Origin of the sequence: Roseburia sp. AF15-21, assembly GCF_003479505.1 — a bacterium.
Lineage (GTDB): Bacteria > Bacillota > Clostridia > Lachnospirales > Lachnospiraceae > Roseburia_C > Roseburia_C amylophila.
In genome coordinates this window covers 44,799-63,610 of the sequence record NZ_QUHG01000007.1, presented here as the reverse complement: position 1 = coordinate 63,610, position 18,812 = coordinate 44,799, and the positions used below count along the sequence as shown (strand labels likewise).

Genomic DNA, 18,812 nt, shown 5'->3' with positions numbered 1-18,812 from the left:
GCATATGGTTTTGTATTATAAGCATAGATTGCAGAAGCTTTCTGCAATTATAGACACCAGATGAAAGGAGAACTGTGGTAGTTTTTGAAACAGATATCACACAAGCTGATTATGCGTAACATAAATGAGTTAATAGGAATAATAAACGGCATTAGCTACGATGGTATTATCAACAAACTAGAGGTAGCAAGATTATCTTCATGGGTAAAAAAGAACAGAAACTTATCTTACGAACATAAGCAAGCTCACTTAATTTCGCTGGTAGAACAAGTTCTTGAAGATGGAATAATCACAGACGAAGAACGAGAAATGCTTTTAGAAAATTGTAGTCAGTATACAGCTTTTGAAACTGATTCCATCGCTAAGGTTTATGAGCTTAATGGAATCATTGAAGGTATTATTTGTGACAATGAAATTAACGAAAAAGAAGTATGTCGCTTGCAGGATTGGATGAGAACAAATGAATCTTTTATTCGTTATCATAAACCATCTAAAACTATCTGTGAAAAAATCGATCAGATACTTGAAGATGGTATTGTTACTCAGGAGGAACAAAAATCACTTCTAGAAATGCTGAAAAAGAGATTAAACGATGCTCAGATAGAAACAAAAATAGAATACTTAAAAAACTGTGTCAAAGAAAGGAAAAATCTCGGCATTGATTTGATTGATTTATTGGATAATGCTGATGCAATAGATATTATTCATAGTCGTGCAGAGAGTCAACTGGGAAGTACGTTAAATTCGTATTCAGGTACTTATGTCTGTGATCCTGAAATTGTATTCGTATCTCTTGTTTTGATTGGTATGCTTTATTATGATGGGTCTTTTTATGAATCGGTAAGAAAAACTTACAAGAGTTTGTATCAGCGTTATTCGGAGCAAAAGGTAGAAGGTCTTATTCGAACATTATTAAATAATTACAGAACAAAGGATGATGCAACAGGCACAAAGACTCGTATTATCAATGTGGTATTAGCGGGATCTATTGTACCAAGCTATTATCTGGGATCATTCTTTGAATTTATCTATGACATATATAAGTTGAATTTTGATAGCAACTTACCTGATGATTTATATGGCGAGTTTCAGTTTGTTTATGACGGATTGCAGAATGTGATGCGTTCTGAAAGTGACGAAGTTCAAGTTAATGTAACTAAGAAAACATATAAATTGATTAAATCAACAAAGCAGCTGATTACTAATCCTATATATAATGATGCTGTTATTAAGCTTAGTATCATTGTTGTTAGGCTTATTGATAAATATATTTGGGGCAAGGATAATGTCCTTTACAATCCATATTTAAAAAGAGGATATCAAGAATGGCTTTCAACAATCAATAGAGAGAAAGAGTATGGAAATCGCAGTAAAGTCGAACAATTGAGATCACGCTGTGAACCAGAATTTGTTTTGACTCGAAACACAATTTGTTTAGTTCCACCGACTCATCGTGTGAAAGCTACATATGATTATCGAGCTATTCGAATCATTGTTAAGAAAGAGGAAAAGGTTATTTATGATGATTATGTAGAAGATATTCGTGAGATTATTGGTGGATATCAGATAAAGAATCATGCAATTGAACTCCCTAATCCTCTTGGAAGAATTAATTATCAGCTGGTTGTAGGAAATGAAATAATTTATGATAGCAAAACCAGACTGCACCGTAATTTTATTGTGTTTGATGAGAGAGGACAAGAACTGGCAAATAATAAAGATTATTCTGGAACAGCTGTTTTTTGTACAAAGAGTAAGGTTGATAAGTTGCATTTATATTTTTCGGGAGAGGCATATTGTCTATCCTCATATATTGCACACTTGGGAGATGCTATCCTTATAGAAGATAAAGTGTTCAATTTTTCAGAGATGATCCGTCCTGGTGTGTTTGGGGAAAAGCATGAGGGATATTTCGTTGCACAGGGTGATTGCAAATTTGAAGTATTTAAAGATGAGGTAATCCTTGTATTTGAAAGTGAGTTTACGGACAGTGGTTTTGAAATACAAATAAATCAGCGTTCATATAAGATTGATGCTTTTGAATATTCTACAGTTGAAAGAAAAGGTGTTAATAAGTATTCTGTAAAACTTGGATGTTTAGACTCTGGAATTTATCAGCTAAGAGTGAATGCGTTACATTCGGGAAAAAGAATTAGTGTGCTGCGCACTCAATTTGCCATAGATAAAAAACTATATGTTGAGCAGGTTGAAAACAATAATGATTCGTATATTGTTTCTGTAGATTCTGATTTGATGCCAGAACCAATTTTTGATGAGATAAGTGTTCAGGATTTTAGAGAAGATTGGATTAAGTTTAATTGGAATAATCAGGAGTATATTTATTATGTTCCTTTCCGATTCCCGTTATACAGGATTGATAATGGTGCCTGGAAGCCATTCTCACAAGAAATTTGGATCGGCGATATTACTCAGGAAAGTTCAATTGATCTGTATGGATGCAAATATGACAAAATATGCTTGCTAACCAGTACCGGTCAAATTATTGAAGAAGCACCTGGACTTAAGACGGAAGGAGTATTTAGCAGGTTTTCTGCAGGATTTTTACTGTCATATAAGTCGCATTATGATTATGTAGGGATTTCTTTACTTGCAGAAGATCATTACCAGGATGGAATTTTGTGTTATAACAAATGCATTCTTGACGAGGCTAAAACAACGGTTATTTATAGTCATGAAGATAAGGCGATAGTTGTTACACCATACTTTTATGGGCAAGGGAATATTAGATTCAAAGTAATCGATGATGTGAATAATGTCATATACACAAGTTTTGCTTTGGACAAGGACGTTCCAGAATATGTATATGATTTATCGTCTTTTATAAATTATAAAGTGATTTTCTTTGAGAAAGAGAGAGGACTATCACTCAAAAAAGAACGTATTTTAAAGGAATTTCCAATCGTCTTTTATGCGAGAGAAGATTTCATAGGAAAATCCTTCAAAATCAAGGAGGTTTACTTTGATCAGCTTGTCAGAGGAGAGTTCCTAAGAAAGAAACATTACTTTAATACAACGTATGTTTATTTTAAAGAAATGATAAGTGGAAATGAATATATAGGTGAAGTATATGTAAGAACATACAATGGTGCTTTTATGTTGGATAATATAAATCCCGTTGATATTGAAATATGTAGCGATGTTATAGACGGGATGATAGAATTGTCCATTACTAAGGATGGCGACGGGCTGTTACTTGATTTCGAACATCATGGAATTATGAATTCAATGGATGACGACAAAGCTGTTGATATCTTTTCTTACAATATCGATATGAAGGGAGTTGAATCAGTGTGAGCAAGAGAAATCCTATTGAACGATCTCAATATATAAATAATCAGTATAAAGAATATCTCAGGTCTTCCTTTGAATTTAAAACTCCAACATTGCAAAAATTGTTTGAGCAACAATTGGAAATTGAAGATTTATTTAAGGGACCCTATGTCGATTTAAATTTACCATTTCAAAGAGGAATGTCCTTGGATGAAATGATTGCAGATGGTGCGGTATGTAAATCATTTCATAGATTGGGAGATATGAATTTCGAGAGACCTTTATATTCTCATCAGGAAGAGAGTATTAGGCATATTTGCTCTGGTCGAAGCGCAATTATTACAACGGGTACAGGATCAGGAAAGACAGAGAGTTTCTTATATCCAATCTTAAATGAATTGATGTCAGATGTAGAAAATGGTAATAGGGAAGTTGGTGTTAGGGCAATATTTTTATATCCAATGAACGCTCTCGTAAACGATCAGATTGATCGTGTAAGAAAGATACTTACACAATGTCCTGAAATTACATATGGATTCTTTACAGGCGAAACGAAAGAAAGCATTCCGAAGGACTATCGTGAGAAATATGGCGCAGAGAACGATACCTTTATCCCTGAGAATGAATTGGTTTCGAGGGAAGAGATCAGAAAGAACCCGCCACATTTGTTGTTCACTAATTATTCCATGTTGGAATATTTACTGATCAGACCAAATGATTATTCGATCTTTGCACCGGAGAGGCTAAACAATTGGAAGTTTGTTGTTCTGGATGAGGCACATTCATATTATGGTTCATTGGGAATCGAATTATCTTTGTTAATGCGTAGATTGACTGGATTAGCACCAAAGAAACCGCGCTTCATTCTAACCAGTGCTACGTTGGGAGAACAAGGTAAATCCGAAAGTGAAATTGTAAATTTTGCAAGAAGCCTTACTTCTGCAAGTTTTGATATTCAAGACATAATTTTTTCTAAAAGAATTACACTTTCTAATTCTAAGCTAAGTTATACGATTGCTGGAGAAGATTATTCTGAGATAAAGAAAGCGAAGTATGATATACAGACGGTTAGAACCATTGGAAATAAATACAAAAACATAGATTCAATGGAATTGAAGAGTTACCTATATGAATTGTTTGTAGGCGACAGAAACGTGTTTCATCTATATGAAGTATTAAAAGATGGTAGTAAGAGTTTCAAAAGTATTCTTGCTAACTTTAATAATCAAATAATGTCTGAGCAGTTGATAGATTTGATTGATCTCATCAATATGGCAGAAAAGGACGGGATAGGTATTTTCGATTTGAAATACCATTCTTTCGTGCGCCCATTAGCTGGTGCATATGTCACTCTTGGAGATGATCCACAATTAAGTCTTACTAAAACCAATATGATTGGGGAGTTAAAGGCTTTCGAAGCTGGTAACTGTAGATATTGTAATTCACCATACATAATCGGAAAGATTCAGCGTAATGAAGCAGATGGGCTTGAATATCTGTATCAGAACAAGGAAGTTGATATTTACGAAAATTATGGAAATAACGAATTTGTAAGCATCGACTATTTCTTAATGAGCAATGAATTTAATGAAGAGGAAGTTGACCATGATATACTTGAAGAATATAAAGTTTGTGCAAAGTGTGGTGCGATTTATGCCGCAGGAAATTTAAATGCACGCAGATGTAATTGTGGAGACAGCTTTCAACATTCGATATTTAAAGTCCTTCAATCAAAGAAGGATGGAGAAGAAACGGCGTTCAATAATATAAATCAGTGTCCTTGCTGCGGTCACAAAGCAAGAGCCGGTGTTGTTAAGAGTTTGAATGTAGGTAAGGATGAGGGAACAGCATTACTTGCTCAGATTTTATATGAAGCAATTGATGATGGCACAGAGACTAAGAAGAAAATTAGTAAAATTTCCTTAAAGAGAAAAGAAACCGTTCAATCAGAAATAGAGACATCAAATGTAAAACAATTTTTAGCATTTTCCGATAGTCGTCAACAAGCAAGCTTTTCAGCGGCTTTCTTGGATTCTAACCAAGTTAGAATGTTGCAGAAAAGACTGATTTGGAAGGTAATAGAAGATAATCAATATAGAAATATTTCTGTAGATCAGCTTGCTGCAACTCTTTCGGGAATGATTAAAGAGGGTAACTTATTTCAAAATGATTTAAGTGCTCATAAAAATGCTTGGATTACAATACTTGTCGATTTGCTAAAGGTTGATGGTTCGAACGACGGTGAAGGTTTGGGGTTATATTTCTTTGATGTAGATATAACTGACATAATGTCTCAAATTGACGAAGAGGACGTTGAAGCTGAATTTGGAGAATATAACATTACTAAGAAGGATCTGGAAACAATTATGCAGGTTGTATTTGGTGTGTTCAAAGTTACACCTGCTATAAATTCGATCAAATCAACATTAACTCCAGATGAAAAGATGGAAGCTTTGGAATATAGAAGATTTGATAACTATGTAATGTTTAATTGCCCTAAGACAATAAATGGTGTTAGAAGTTTTTTACCTGTAAAAGGAAAGGATAATATGGTTGTTCGTTATGTTCAGAAGGTTTGTGAATGCGACGAAGAATCAGCAAAAGCATTATTGGAGGTTGTTTTTAATAACTTGGCGGTTGCGGGTGAATTGTTTAAGAAGCATGAAACGAAGGAATGCTATCAAATTGAGGCGAGTAAGTATGTAGTCAAGAATTATAAAACCTCAAAATATTATATTTGCTCTAAATGCGGTCGTTTGACTCCATATAATGTCCACAACAAATGTGTTCAGGATAAATGCGACGGTATCTTGAGCGAAGTAGATCCGGATAAGGCACTTGCATCAAATTATTATAGAAGACAATATAAAACAAAGAAAATCGAGAGTATCGTTGTAAAGGAACATACTGCTCAGCTTGATCGCAAGAAGGCAAAACAATATCAGCAAGATTTTAAAAATAAAAAAATCAACATCTTAAGCTGTTCAACAACTTTTGAGATGGGGATTGATATTGGTGATCTTGAAACAGTATTTATGCGTAATGTGCCACCTTCACCTGCAAATTATGTTCAGCGTGCAGGACGTGCAGGTCGTAGAAAAGATAGTGCGGCGTATATTTTGACTTATTGTGGAACGGGCTCTCACGATTATACATACTTTTGCAGTCCAGAAAAGATGATTTCAGGCGTTATAAAGCCACCTTATTTTAATGTAGTAAATCACAAGATAATCGTTCGTCATCTGATGGCTACGTGTTTAGGTTTCTTTTTTAGACAGCATCCAGATTATTTCACCAGCATTGATGAATTAGTCTTTGGGAATGCGTTGGAGGAGTTTAAAAACTATATTTCGAGTCATCCGAGTGATTTGAATATCTACATCAACGAGAAAATACTGCCTGGTGATACATATCGAGCTTATCATAACTTTAAGTGGTTTGATGAAATTGAAGGAAATGATGAAAAGATGGAGCATTTTGTTTCAACGATTAAATCTATTGCAGAAGAATACGAAAAAGCAAAGAAAGAAGCGATAACAGAAGAAAATTATAAAGAAGCGGATTATTACCAGAGACAGATTGAGAATTTACATAAGGAAAAGGTAATTGATTCACTTTCAAAGTACTGCGTCATTCCTAAATATGGGTTCCCGGTGGATGTTGTTGAATTACAAATATATAAAGAAGGCATTATGGATAACAGCTATGATTTGAGTCGCGATTTAAAAATAGCGATCTCAGAATATGCACCGGACTCAGAAATCATTGTTGATGGTAAGAAGTATACTTCTAAGTATATATCTCTACCTAAAACAGGAGAGTATCCACGTAACTATTTCTGCACTTGTCCTAACTGTAAAAAGATAAATGTATCTGTAAGTACAAGAACAGGAAATGAGTGTAAGTATTGTGGTGAGCCTCTTGGTGCAGTTGTACAAGAATTTTATATTGAACCGATAAATGGATTTAAAACTGGTATTACGAAAGAAAGTACTCGTGCTAAGCCAAAGAGATCTTATGCCGGCGAAGTATCATATCTTGGTGGTGGTATAAAGGATGAGAATATTGTTTCTTTATCAAATGCTATTACCATTGAGACAAGCATCAATGATGAGCTTCTTGTAATGAATAAATCGTCATTCAATATGTGCCCGATATGTGGATACAGTGACATTGTTAAAGGAAAAGTGATAACACCTACTTCTTTAAATAAGCATAAGAATTACAGACAGTTTGACTGTTCATGTGAAGAGCTTACTCAAGTTAGGCTTGGGCATAGATTCCAAACAGATGTAGCACGATTTACAATTCCTATGTTAGGTTCCTTTACCAAGGAAGATTATGCGATTGCGTTGTCATTTATGTATGCATTTCTTGAAGGAATAAGTATTGGTCTTGGTATTGAAAGAAATGATATAGATGGTGTTCTTGAACTGAATCTTGAACAGTATAGCTACGATATTTTGCTCTACGACAATGTCCCAGGCGGAGCAGGTCATGTTAAGCGATTAGTCGAAAAGAATGCTGTAATTACATCGTTAAACGCAGCGTATGTTAAAGTGTCCCAGCAGTGTTGTGATGAAAACACTTCTTGTTATAACTGTCTTAGAAACTATTACAATCAGACAAATCACAGCAAGTTGAAACGTAAATATGCTCGTGATTTCATTGAAAGTTTATTGAGACAAATAGGTGTTAGACCTTAAAAAATAGTTTTATAAGAATAGGGATATATGTTTTGGAACAGGAGATAAGAACTATCATTGATAGATAAGTACAATGTGAAGAAATGAATGGCTTGTCAAAGGAAAATTATCCGAACTCATAATATTTAACGATAACTTTTCAATCGTTAAATATGTAGTAGAAAGGGGGAGAAATTATGTAGCGGTGTCCAGATTGCGACAAGGTATATTATGAATCTCGTCCATGCCATGAATGTGGTGGCTACTTACAGTGGGCTGGCGAAGTTTGGAAATGTTCTAATTGTGACTATTCAGAAGAAGTCTAAAACAGAAAAGCTCTCCATCACCGGATTTGTTCCAGTGGTGAAGAGGCTTTTTTTGATGAAAAAATGCTACTTTTTTGAGCTGTCTGTAATTTGTTCTAACATACCGATACTTTCAATAAAATCCTTTTCAACTGGAGAGAGGGTATCATCCAGTCGATTCTTATATTTATCATATTCTGCATGAGCTTTTTCGATAGTCTGTTTATGGCTGATGCGACCGCTACTGGTAAGAATATCACGTCGTGTCATTTTCAGATAATCGTCAATGGTTTCCAGCAGTCTTTCATATACATTGGTTCTTTGTTAAGGGCGTGTGCCTCAGCAATATCAAGGTAGGCGGTGACAATCTTATTGAGAGCATCAAGCTCCTGTTCAGTAAGATAGTTCTTTGCTACTTCTACATCAGAACGACGGATTTCGTTATGTTCCCACGAGGTAAGCCCCATATTTTCTTTTTCTGCATCGGCATGCTCATAGATTACTTCGGCGGCGGTATGCTTGTGGGCAGCCCAGTGCATTTTGTTTTGAACCTGTTTGAAGAACAGAACAGAGCTTTCAGCATGGGGATCATAATCAATGCTGGTTGCATAGATTTCCAGAACCTTTCTCCAGAATACTTTTTCGGAAGAACGGATGTCTCTGATACGGGCGAGCAATTCGTCAAAATAGTTGCCTCCGCCTAGTCTTTTTAGTCGGTCATCATCTAAGGCAAATCCTTTTTTCATATATTCCTTTAATATTCCCATAGCCCAGATACGGAACTGTGTACCACGGTGGGATTTCACACGGTAGCCGACGGAGATAATGACGTCAAGGTTATAGTGATCTACCTGATATGTTTTTCCGTCAGAGGCAGTTGTTGCAAATTTTGCAACAACTGAATTTCGTTGTAATTCACCTTCTTCAAATATGTTTTTGATATGCCTTGAGATAGTAGATTTATCTCTTTGAAAAAGCTCTGCCATACAGACTTTTGGTATTTACAGGTTTTGAACAGTAAAAATCAAAATCTAATAAGACTAATAATAACAATACTAATTTTAATGATATCTATCTTATCCTATCAGGAAGTGAAGAAACATCACTATGGATGGGATACGATGGATTTCAATGACAATGTCAGAAAGGATTTTAATTATGGTTAAAAATAAAGTGGTTCTAAAAGAAAGAGATGCCTGGAGTGATTTAGCAAATTTTATTGGAGAAATGGTAGCAAAGTATGCGGAAACAATGGACTTGGATAATTTGCCTGATCCGGATTTTTATCTTCGTAGGGAAAGAATAAGACAGTTGTACACGGAGCTATATAAAGAGAAGGATATAACAAAGTTCAGAAATACAAAAATCTCTATTGAAAGAAAAGTTGCAGCATGATACTATAACCGTATAGACGGATATATAAATTTATAAATACGGATATGTACGAAATGATGATGGAGGAAAAATCATGATTATCAGTGAAAGAATTTTTTGTGTGATGGAGCAGAAGAACATAACGCAGTTGGAACTCTCAAGAAGGACCGGGATTGCAACAAGTAACATCAGTGACTGGAAGAAGAAAAAGACGAATCCCAAAGCGGACTGTCTGTTGTCTATATGTGATGCATTGGAGATTACTCCCGAACAGCTTTTGACTGGAAAAGGAATTGATCCGGAATATAAAGATGCAGATATGGATTATGAAGTTACCAGGTCGGATATTAAGATTTTAAAGCAGATTCACAGCCTTGGAGATGCGCAGTATAAAAGATTGATGGCGTATATGAAAGCCTTGCAGAATCTGGAGCAGATGGAGAACATGGTGGAGGAATAGAGATGGCAAATAAAATAGTTAGGGAAATTATTCACGCAAAAGGAATTGATATTGGGATTTACACGAAAGATTTTGAAAATGAATATATTTCGTTGACAGATATTGCAAAATATAGAAATGATAATGATCCCAGATTTGTCATTCAGAACTGGATGCGAAACAGAAATACAGTTGAGTTTTTGGCTGTGTGGGAAGAACTTCATAATCCAGATTTTAACCGTGTGCAATTCGAGGCGGTTAGAAGTGAGGCAGGATTAAACAGGTTTGTTATGACGCCAACCAAATGGATTGAACAGACCAATGCTATTGGAATAGTGTCAAAAGCAGGCAGATATGGTGGAGGAACTTATGCACATAGTGATATTGCAATGGCATTTGCTACATGGATTTCTCCGGAATTTCAACTGTATATTATGAAAGATTACCGCAGGTTAAAACAAGATGAAAATAGTCGATTTTCATTGGACTGGAACTTGAACAGGGCTTTATCAAAGGTGAACTACCGTATTCACACGGATGCGGTGAAGGAAAATTTGATTCCACCAGAGCTAACACCAGAACAGATTGCTTATACATATGCCAGTGAAGCAGATATTTTAAATGTTGCTTTATTTGGTCAGACTGCAAAGCAATGGAAAAATAATAATCCGGGTAAAAAGGGGAATGTGCGTGATGATGCAAATTTAAATCAGTTGTTGGTGCTGGCAAATATGGAAAGTTATAATGCTATTTTAATTGAGCAGGGGAAATCTCAATCAGAAAGACTTATATTGCTTAGAAATTTGGCAATCAGGCAGATGGATACATTAGTCAGTATCAATCTGTCGGCAGTTTCGGCACTTCCTGGAGGTGATATGTAAATTGAATAAAGAGAAAATCAAAGTATATTTATACACCCGTGTCTCGACAACCATGCAGATAGATGGCTATTCTCTGGATGCACAGAAAACAAAAATGAAAGCGTTCTGCGACTATAATGAATATGAAATTGCCGGTGAGTATGAGGATGCAGGAAAATCCGGCAAATCAATAGAGGGAAGAGTTTCATTTAATTAGATGATGGAGGGTATTATGATATCTGTTCTGTCAGCAGTGGCAGAGATTGAACGTGAGAACATTCGTGTTCAGACCATGGAAGGCAGGATGCAGAAAGCCAGGGAAGGTAAATGGAACGGTGGTTTTGCACCATATGGATATTCTCTCATTGATGGAAAACTGGAAGTCAATGAGGAAGAAGCAGTTGCCATCAGAATGATATTTGACCAATATGTAAATACGGATTTGGGTGCAAATGGAATTGCAAAGTATCTTGAAAATCATGGAATCCATAAGATAGCCAGACAGAATGGTAAAAATCCGTTATTTGATGCTGCTCTTATCAGAAGGATTATACAGAATCCGGTTTATAGTGGTAAAATCTTTTATGGAAGAAGACGGACAGAAAAGGTTCATGGTACAAGAAATGAGTATAGGCAGGTTAAGAAAGACGATTACCTGTTAGTAGATGGTCTGCACGAAGCTCTTGTATCAGAAGAAGTATGGGAGCAGGCGCAGGTCAAGGTGGCGGCACAGGCTAAAAAGTATGAAAAGGTCAATCGTGACAAGAGAGAAAAGATTCATCTATTATCAGGAATTTTGAAATGTCCTGTCTGCGGTGCAGGAATGTATGGCAACAAGTCTATTAAGAAACGCAAGGATGGAAGCAATTATAAGGATTTTTATTACTATGGTTGCAAGCACCGCAATATGACCAGAGGCCATAAGTGTGATTACAGAAGACAGGTGCATGAAGAGATGTTGGACGTTGCTGTTGCAGAGGTGATCAGCAAGTTGGTTAGCAATCCTAAGTTCTCAGATTTGATCCGTAGCAAGATAAACATGGAAGTAGATACCAGTACACTGGATCAGGAGATAGCAAATTATGAGAAGCAATTAAGACAGCTATATCATAACAAAGATTCTATCTTGTCTGATATTGATTCTCTTGACTACGAGGATAAGCATTATCAACGAAGAAAAGCAGATTTGGAGAACCGTTTGTACAAAACCTATGATAAAATAGAGGAAGCAGAGGAACTGCTTGTATCTGCAAAAACCAAGAGACGTTCTCTGTTGGCAGATAAGATTACCGGAGATAATATCTACAAGGCACTTATTTTCTTTGATAAACTGTATGATAAAATGAACGAAGCAGAGAAACGAGAGTTCCTGTCGCAGTTAGTGGATAATGTACAGATTTATGAAGAACGGAAAGAAAATGGTCAGTGGCTAAAATCCATAGAATTTAAGTTGCCGATTATAGAAAAAGAGTTTACACTAAGTTTGGACAACAATGCGCAAAACGAGACGGTTGTCAAATTATCCCTCAAAAAAGATACACCTAAGATTGAGGTTACAATGGAGCCTGATGAAGAGAGTAATTATACCCCACAAGAAAAGGCTACTTATTCAAAGATTAAGGAATATGTGAAGAACAAGTATGGTGTGAATGTGCATACTTCTTATATTGCACAGGTAAAGCGTATGTGTGGTCTGGACATGGGCGAGAACTACAATAAGTCCAAGAAAGAGAATCCAGAGGTGAAGCAGTGTCCACAGGAGAAGGTGGAGTATATTAAGGATGCGTTGAGGTATTTTAAATTGATTTAGCAAAATTGATGGTGTGTCACGGCAATATCACTAGATACTCCTACAAAGCCTATAAATAAGCCATTTCTCGGCTGGAAAAGTGCTCTACTACACACTTACTATACGTTTTTAGAGAAATAGCTCGGTATGATTATATTAAATGGATAATTGACATTATGGCATATATGCCATATAATATTTACAAAGGTGATTACATGACAGAATTTAAACTGATAGCATATGAAAAAGAAAATGGCGAAGTTCCAGTGGAAGAATTTCTGGATTCTGTTAATCCTAAGATGCGAGCTAAGATATATGGTTTGATGGGAATTTTGCAGGAAAAAGGAAATATGCTTAGGGAACCATATAGCAAGCATCTGGAAGATGGTATTTTTGAATTGCGATGCAAATTCGGAAGCGATATTACCAGAGTATTATATTTTTTCTATTATGAGGGAAAAATTATAATGACGAATGGTTTTGTTAAGAAAACACAGAAAACTCCCAAAGAGGAGATACAGATTGCAAAAGATAGAAGAAAAAATTTCATAGAAAGGGTGATGAAGAATGAGAACATTTGATGATATGCTTTCTAATCAGTTGAAGGATGAAGAATTTAGAAAAGAGTATGAAGCGATTCAGCCAGAGATGGATGTTATCAGAGCTATCGTAGATGCAAGAACATCACAGAATCTTACGCAGAAAGAACTTGCGGAGCGTACTGGTATTAATCAGGCTGATATTAGTAAGCTTGAAAATGGAACAAGAAATCCTTCTGTCAATTTACTGAAAAGATTAGCGGATGGTATGGGAATGGCTCTTAAGATTGAGTTTGTACCGAAACAGAAAGCGTAATTATGTGACCTCACTGGATTTTGTCTGGTGAGGTTGTTTTATCAAGTTATATTAATGTATGATGAAAAAGATTATCTTATAAAATAGAAAGAATGTAAATTGATAAGAGATAATGGCAGAATAGATATATTTGCATAGGAGAACTAATTATGATAGCTAAAGATATTATTGCAATTGCAACATCAATAATTATAAGTGTGGGTGGCTCTGGAGTAATAATATGTGCATTAGCAAATTTTATTTCAGAGAGAATTGCAAAACGTATTGATGGAAAATATCAGCAGAGATTTGAGCAAGAATTTGAAAAGTACAAAAGTATAATGGAACATCGTAGATATATATCAAAAACTCAATTTGATAATGAATACCAGATATATAAACAACTATCAAAAGCATTTTTCTCTGTAGCAGTTAAGTTATCATCATTTGCATATAAGAGAATAGGCAATCGTATTATTTCTATTGAAGAAGATGATATAATTTCTATGGAAGAAGTTAGTAGAATAATTAGTGTAAATAGTACTGCTCAAAATTTGCTTTTTGAAAATGCACCATTTATTCCTGAGGAAATATATAATGAATATCTTGCGTTAAATGAGCTGGCAAATACCTTGTTTTGGGGAATTATTGCTAGAATAAAGGAATATGAAGCAGAATGCGTGGAAATTAATAAAATTATAACAGAAGATGAAATTGGTATGTCAGAAGATTTCCAAAATAGGTTGAATGATGTTAATAAAAAAGTAAGAAAATATTTAGAAACATTAACGATTATTGCTGATTAATATTAAGGAAGGTTGAAATACACCTTCTTTTTTTATACACATTTTTAAGGAGGTGGTGTCAAAAAGCATACATAAATACCGGGACGTTCCGTAAATGGATGTTCATACATTTTGGGACTGTTTAGCAGTCCTTTTTTTGTAGTTTCAAAAAGTACACATTTCAGGACTAAGGAAGGAGCTAATATCATGAAGAGATATGTGTGTGGTATATGATGTTAGGTTTGGCTTTATTGTACTGGAGTATTACATGGACGGATACTTTGAGAATAATTCCAACTACGTCAATGCAGAGGACTTGTATCATCACTTGTTGGATAAATGGAAATTCTGCTGGATTGTGGATAAGGCAAAGGTCAACGGGACAGAAGAATTTGAAGATTATGAACGGTCATTGACAAAGAAACAGCGGGCAGAAAGGGATAAGGCTTTAGCACATTTTGAAAAAGCATTTCAGCAGATACAGACGAAATAAGAAAGTGTCACAACATCTGAGGGGCAATCGGTTTGAACACTGATTGCCTTTTCTGGCAGGAAATGGACGATTTAAGCGGTTCCTGATGAAGTGACAGAAAAATATGCCTTGCATGTGTTTTGACATGCTTAGAGGGCATAAAAAACGGAAAAAGGCTACATAATTTGAACATTTTGAAGGAGGGTATCGCAGTGGCGAGGATGGGAAAAAAAGAAAAACGATTGTGGGTGTTCTTTTTGAATGATAAGAACAGGATACAATATAATGACCAGTGCAAGAAGTGTGTGCATGACTGTAAGCAGAGATTCCGGTGCTGGATTGTGTGGTGCGGGAAGTATCACTCTAAGCGGAGTAAAGGTAGAAATTTGATACGTTTGTTTTAGAAACTCTTGAATGATATATTAGCATAGAGAGTATAGTCTTGCTTTGTTCGAGAGAACGAATTATAATAACATTCGGAGGGATAGATATGGATTATATGACATTAAAAGAAGCTGGTGAAAAATGGGGTGTAACACCTCGTTGGATAAATTATTATTGTTCTGCCGGACGTATTCCAGGTGCTGTAAAGATGGGAACGGTTTGGCTGATACCCAAATCAGCGCAAAAACCTAAGGATGGTAGAAGAAAGTGATTGATGCTACGTTGACTGAAAGGAAATGACCATGTATAAGATTGGAATTTGTGATGATGATAAGATTTTATGCTCTGTTTTGGAAGAACAAATCTATGAAATTTCAAAAAAAATAGAAATAAAAGCTGATGTTGAGGTATGGTATTCTGGGGAAAGCATACAAAATGATTTGAAAAAGGGAATAGAATTAGACCTGCTTTTTCTTGACATAGAATTAGTCCAGAAGAATGGTATTGCAGTAGGAAATTTTATTCGCAACGAAATGGAGAATATGCAGACGCATATCGTATATATTTCTTCAAAGGAAAGTTATGCCATGCAGTTATTTAAGGTTCAACCATTAGATTTTTTGATTAAACCTATCTCTAACGAAAATATAAGAGAAGTGCTGATAAGAAGCGTAAAGCAAAAAAGCAGTGCGGATCCCTATTTTGAATACCAAAAAGAAAATTCTGTTTTCAGAGTTCCAATAAGAAACATTGCTTATTTTATGAGCATGGATAAGAAAATAATAATTGTAAAAAAAGATGGAAAGGAAGAATTTTATGGAAAGTTAAAAAACATAGCAGAGATTCTTCCTGCTGATTTTATGATGATTCATCAATCATATATTATTAACCAAGCATATGTAAGTGAATATTCTTATGAAATGGTAAAAATGGTAGATGGTGAAAATTTAAATATCAGTAAGCCGTATAGAAAAGAAACCCGAAGTAAAATAATACAGCATCAGAAAGCGAATATGAGAGATGGTATCATATAGTCCAATAATTGTGTTAATTGTAAATGTTCTTAGAGTTTTGCTATTAAAGAAAGTCATGGATGTATTTTTGTCAGCAGATGATATAGAGGAAAAATCATTAAAAATTGGTTTGGGGATATATTGCCTGCTAACTACAACAGTATATAGCATATTCCAGGTATCTTTTGTGTATGAAATTTGTAATTGTTTAGGAATCATAGGAATTACTTGTTTTTATCAGGAAATGTGGAAAAAAAGATTATGGGTATCGTTGGTATTATTTAGTTTGGATATGGCAAATTCCCTGATAGTCCTTTTTGTTTTTGGGGATATTGCAAAATTTCAGCAGCCGGCAGTTCAAGTTCTGTTAATGTTGATTTTTACAACGATTATAAATCATATTTCTTATCTACCCGAAACAAAAGAGATAGCTTTTGATAGAAAGCAGACATTATTGCTGTTGGTGATTCCAGCAATGAGTATTATTGTCTTAAGTGTGCTAATGCTGGGAGAACTTGAGAAAATGTTTGCAATATTGATTAGCGGCTGTATGTTAATTATCAATATCAGTGTATTTTATTTATATAATATCCTGATAGAAAATTATATACATTTAAGGGATAATGATATATATAAACAACAAACATATGCATACCAAAACCAGTTAGAAGTCATTATGGAATCTCAAAACCGAGTTCGCGCTTTAAGACATGATATGAAAAACCACATTTTAGCGTTGCAAGTCTTAATACAAAGGAAAGAGGTAGAGGAAGCAAATCAATATTTAGATTCTATGAAGAATTTTATGACCAATCCTCAGGAGTATGTTAAGACAGGAAATGATATGGTTGACAGTTTGTTAAACTATAAGATACAAAAGGCGAATGAGGTCTTAAATGTGGTAGAAACAAAAATCAGCATACCAGAACAGTTGCGATTGCATTCGTTCGACTTAAATGTACTTTTGGGGAACCTATTGGATAATGCAATAGATGCTTCTATGCAGACAGAAAATAAGAAACTGAAAATAACGATAAAGCTTGATAAGGGAATTTTATTTTTGAATATTTGTAATAGCTGCCAGAGAATTGTAGGCGGTAGAAAGAATTTTTTGGAAACGACAAAAGAAGATAAAGTAAATCATGGGATAGGACTTAAAAATGTCCATAGAATTGTAGAAAAGTATCATGGAGATATAGAGTTTATATATGAAAATGATTCTATGGAAACGGATGTTATGATGTATGTAAAAGAGATGTAGCAGAGGGCTGTTGCAAATTCATGCTGAAAGATGCGATATGATTTTGTAACAGCTCTTTTGGGTTGATTTCAGCAATAATGTGGTCGAATTTCGCAAAGCTGAAGAAAAAGATAAAATTGCATTTATAATATGCTCATAATAAATCGTACAGGAGGCAATTATGAGAAATAAAGTTTTTAGATTGGTAGTTGTAACGATACTGATGTCAATTGGTATTTGTGGCTGTCAGAAAGCTCCGGAAAGATCGGCTAACAGGGATATTCTTCACGCAAAAGATTCCGTAGAGGATGAAATGGCTGCAATAGTGAATGAGTCTGAAAGCGCAATGGAAAATGATATGCAGGAAATTAACAGTACCATTGGTACTGGAGATAATGTGATCACAATTCGGGCACAGATGCCGGATGTTCCACAGAATGTTTATAACATGGTGCTTGGCGAAAATGAAGCACTTACAAAAGACGTTTTGACAGAGTTTTTAGGAAGTGAAACAGGGAATATTAAGGATTTATCAGAGGAAGCACAAAAGGAAATGGAACAAATTAAGGAAGAAAACGAGCAAGGAGAAGAACGGGCAGAATATTCGGTCTTTGGAAATGCACCTATTTATAAATTATCAGATGAACAAAAGACAGCAAGTTTTTCATATGGAACAGGTGCATATTATCAGGATGAACTTTTGTATGAAAAGTGCGCATCTATTTATAAATCTGCAGATGAAACTGTATTAGAGGAAGCAGATAGTAAAAATGTTTATATGAATGCTGAAAAAATATTATTGGCAAAGCTTTCCTTAATTGGTATGACAGAAATTGATATTTACAAGATTACGCAGTATCAGAAAGAAAACGTCACATTTTATGAAATTGAGTTTACTCCGTCTTACGAGGGCATGGGGATTGTACATGAATTTGGTTCTATAACGTCAGGAGAAATTTTCCCGTCAGGAAAAGCATGGATATGTGAAGAAAGCATTGCAACCTTAAGTTTGGATGCTTGTATTGGCAAAGTGGAAACGCAGGAAAAATGCGAGACAGTATTGTCATGGAGTCAGATTGAAAAGATTCTGGAAACAAATCTGAATAGTGGAAAAATAAATGGAAGTAATAAAGCGGTTCTGACGGAAGTTGAATTTTTATATTATCCAATCTATAAAGAAGATGAAAATAAATTAGAATTGGTTCCCGTATGGCATATTTATACGCCTATGTCTGTATGGACGAAGAATGAAGAATTAGCTGAAGCGTTCACGGAAAATGGATCTATATGGAGTATTTGTGTGAATGCGGTATCGGGAGAAATCGTTAGGAGTGAGTAATT

The 18,812-nt window shown here is 35.0% G+C and carries 13 protein-coding genes and 2 pseudogenes; 14 read left to right on the top strand and 1 reads right to left on the bottom strand.

Annotation, left to right across the window (positions count from 1 at the left end):
- Window positions 1-84: 84 nt before the first annotated feature.
- Both DWW33_RS10715 and DWW33_RS10710 read left to right on the top strand, forming a co-directional pair.
- Complete coding sequence (locus DWW33_RS10715; RefSeq protein ID WP_118639488.1) at window positions 85-3,315, top strand: hypothetical protein; 3,231 nt, start codon at window positions 85-87, stop codon at window positions 3,313-3,315.
- Window positions 3,312-7,997, top strand: coding sequence for a DEAD/DEAH box helicase (locus DWW33_RS10710; RefSeq protein WP_118639487.1), 4,686 nt, complete (start codon window positions 3,312-3,314; stop codon window positions 7,995-7,997). The genes DWW33_RS10715 and DWW33_RS10710 overlap by 4 nt, the downstream gene beginning before the upstream one ends.
- A 371-nt stretch (window positions 7,998-8,368) precedes the next feature.
- Here the strand turns inward: DWW33_RS10710 and DWW33_RS10705 are convergent.
- Window positions 8,369-9,267 (bottom strand): annotated as a pseudogene (locus DWW33_RS10705) (virulence RhuM family protein); the annotation flags it as partial.
- 172 nt (window positions 9,268-9,439) lie between these two features.
- Between DWW33_RS10705 and DWW33_RS10700 the strand changes: the two are divergent.
- The 12 genes and pseudogenes from DWW33_RS10700 (at window position 9,440) to DWW33_RS10640 (ending at window position 18,810) form a co-directional block, all read left to right on the top strand.
- On the top strand, window positions 9,440-9,676 hold the full coding sequence (locus DWW33_RS10700) for a hypothetical protein (RefSeq protein WP_158577482.1): 237 nt from the start codon (window positions 9,440-9,442) through the stop codon (window positions 9,674-9,676).
- Between the two features lie 73 nt (window positions 9,677-9,749).
- Window positions 9,750-10,115, top strand: coding sequence for a helix-turn-helix domain-containing protein (locus DWW33_RS10695; RefSeq protein ID WP_118639485.1), 366 nt, complete (start codon window positions 9,750-9,752; stop codon window positions 10,113-10,115).
- A 2-nt stretch (window positions 10,116-10,117) separates the two neighbouring features.
- Entirely contained in the window at window positions 10,118-10,975 is an 858-nt protein-coding gene (locus DWW33_RS10690) for a KilA-N domain-containing protein (RefSeq protein ID WP_118639484.1), read from the top strand.
- Between the two features lies 1 nt (window position 10,976).
- A pseudogene (locus DWW33_RS10685) lies at window positions 10,977-12,485 on the top strand (recombinase family protein); the annotation flags it as partial.
- A gap of 434 nt (window positions 12,486-12,919) precedes the next feature.
- On the top strand, window positions 12,920-13,324 hold the full coding sequence (locus tag DWW33_RS10680; protein ID WP_330419816.1) for a type II toxin-antitoxin system RelE/ParE family toxin: 405 nt from the start codon (window positions 12,920-12,922) through the stop codon (window positions 13,322-13,324).
- The gene (locus DWW33_RS10675) at window positions 13,311-13,598 is read left to right on the top strand and encodes a helix-turn-helix domain-containing protein (protein ID WP_022432063.1); all 288 of its coding nucleotides are present in this window, start codon (window positions 13,311-13,313) and stop codon (window positions 13,596-13,598) included. Before DWW33_RS10680 ends, DWW33_RS10675 begins: the two co-directional genes overlap by 14 nt.
- 149 nt (window positions 13,599-13,747) lie before the next feature.
- Entirely contained in the window at window positions 13,748-14,383 is a 636-nt protein-coding gene (locus DWW33_RS10670; protein WP_055263184.1) for a hypothetical protein, read from the top strand.
- 202 nt (window positions 14,384-14,585) lie between these two features.
- The gene (locus tag DWW33_RS10665; RefSeq protein WP_147404721.1) at window positions 14,586-14,855 is read left to right on the top strand and encodes a hypothetical protein; all 270 of its coding nucleotides are present in this window, start codon (window positions 14,586-14,588) and stop codon (window positions 14,853-14,855) included.
- Window positions 14,856-15,324: 469 nt separating this feature from the next.
- Window positions 15,325-15,489, top strand: a complete 165-nt coding sequence (locus DWW33_RS10655; RefSeq protein WP_118056992.1) for a helix-turn-helix domain-containing protein — start codon at window positions 15,325-15,327, stop codon at window positions 15,487-15,489.
- A gap of 31 nt (window positions 15,490-15,520) precedes the next feature.
- Complete coding sequence (locus DWW33_RS10650; protein ID WP_158577481.1) at window positions 15,521-16,252, top strand: LytR/AlgR family response regulator transcription factor; 732 nt, start codon at window positions 15,521-15,523, stop codon at window positions 16,250-16,252.
- Window positions 16,253-16,319: 67 nt separating this feature from the next.
- Window positions 16,320-17,492: a sensor histidine kinase gene (locus tag DWW33_RS10645; RefSeq protein WP_158577480.1), complete on the top strand. Its 1,173-nt coding sequence runs from the start codon at window positions 16,320-16,322 to the stop codon at window positions 17,490-17,492.
- A gap of 160 nt (window positions 17,493-17,652) precedes the next feature.
- Window positions 17,653-18,810, top strand: a complete 1,158-nt coding sequence (locus DWW33_RS10640; protein WP_118639479.1) for a hypothetical protein — start codon at window positions 17,653-17,655, stop codon at window positions 18,808-18,810.
- Window positions 18,811-18,812 lie beyond the last annotated feature (2 nt).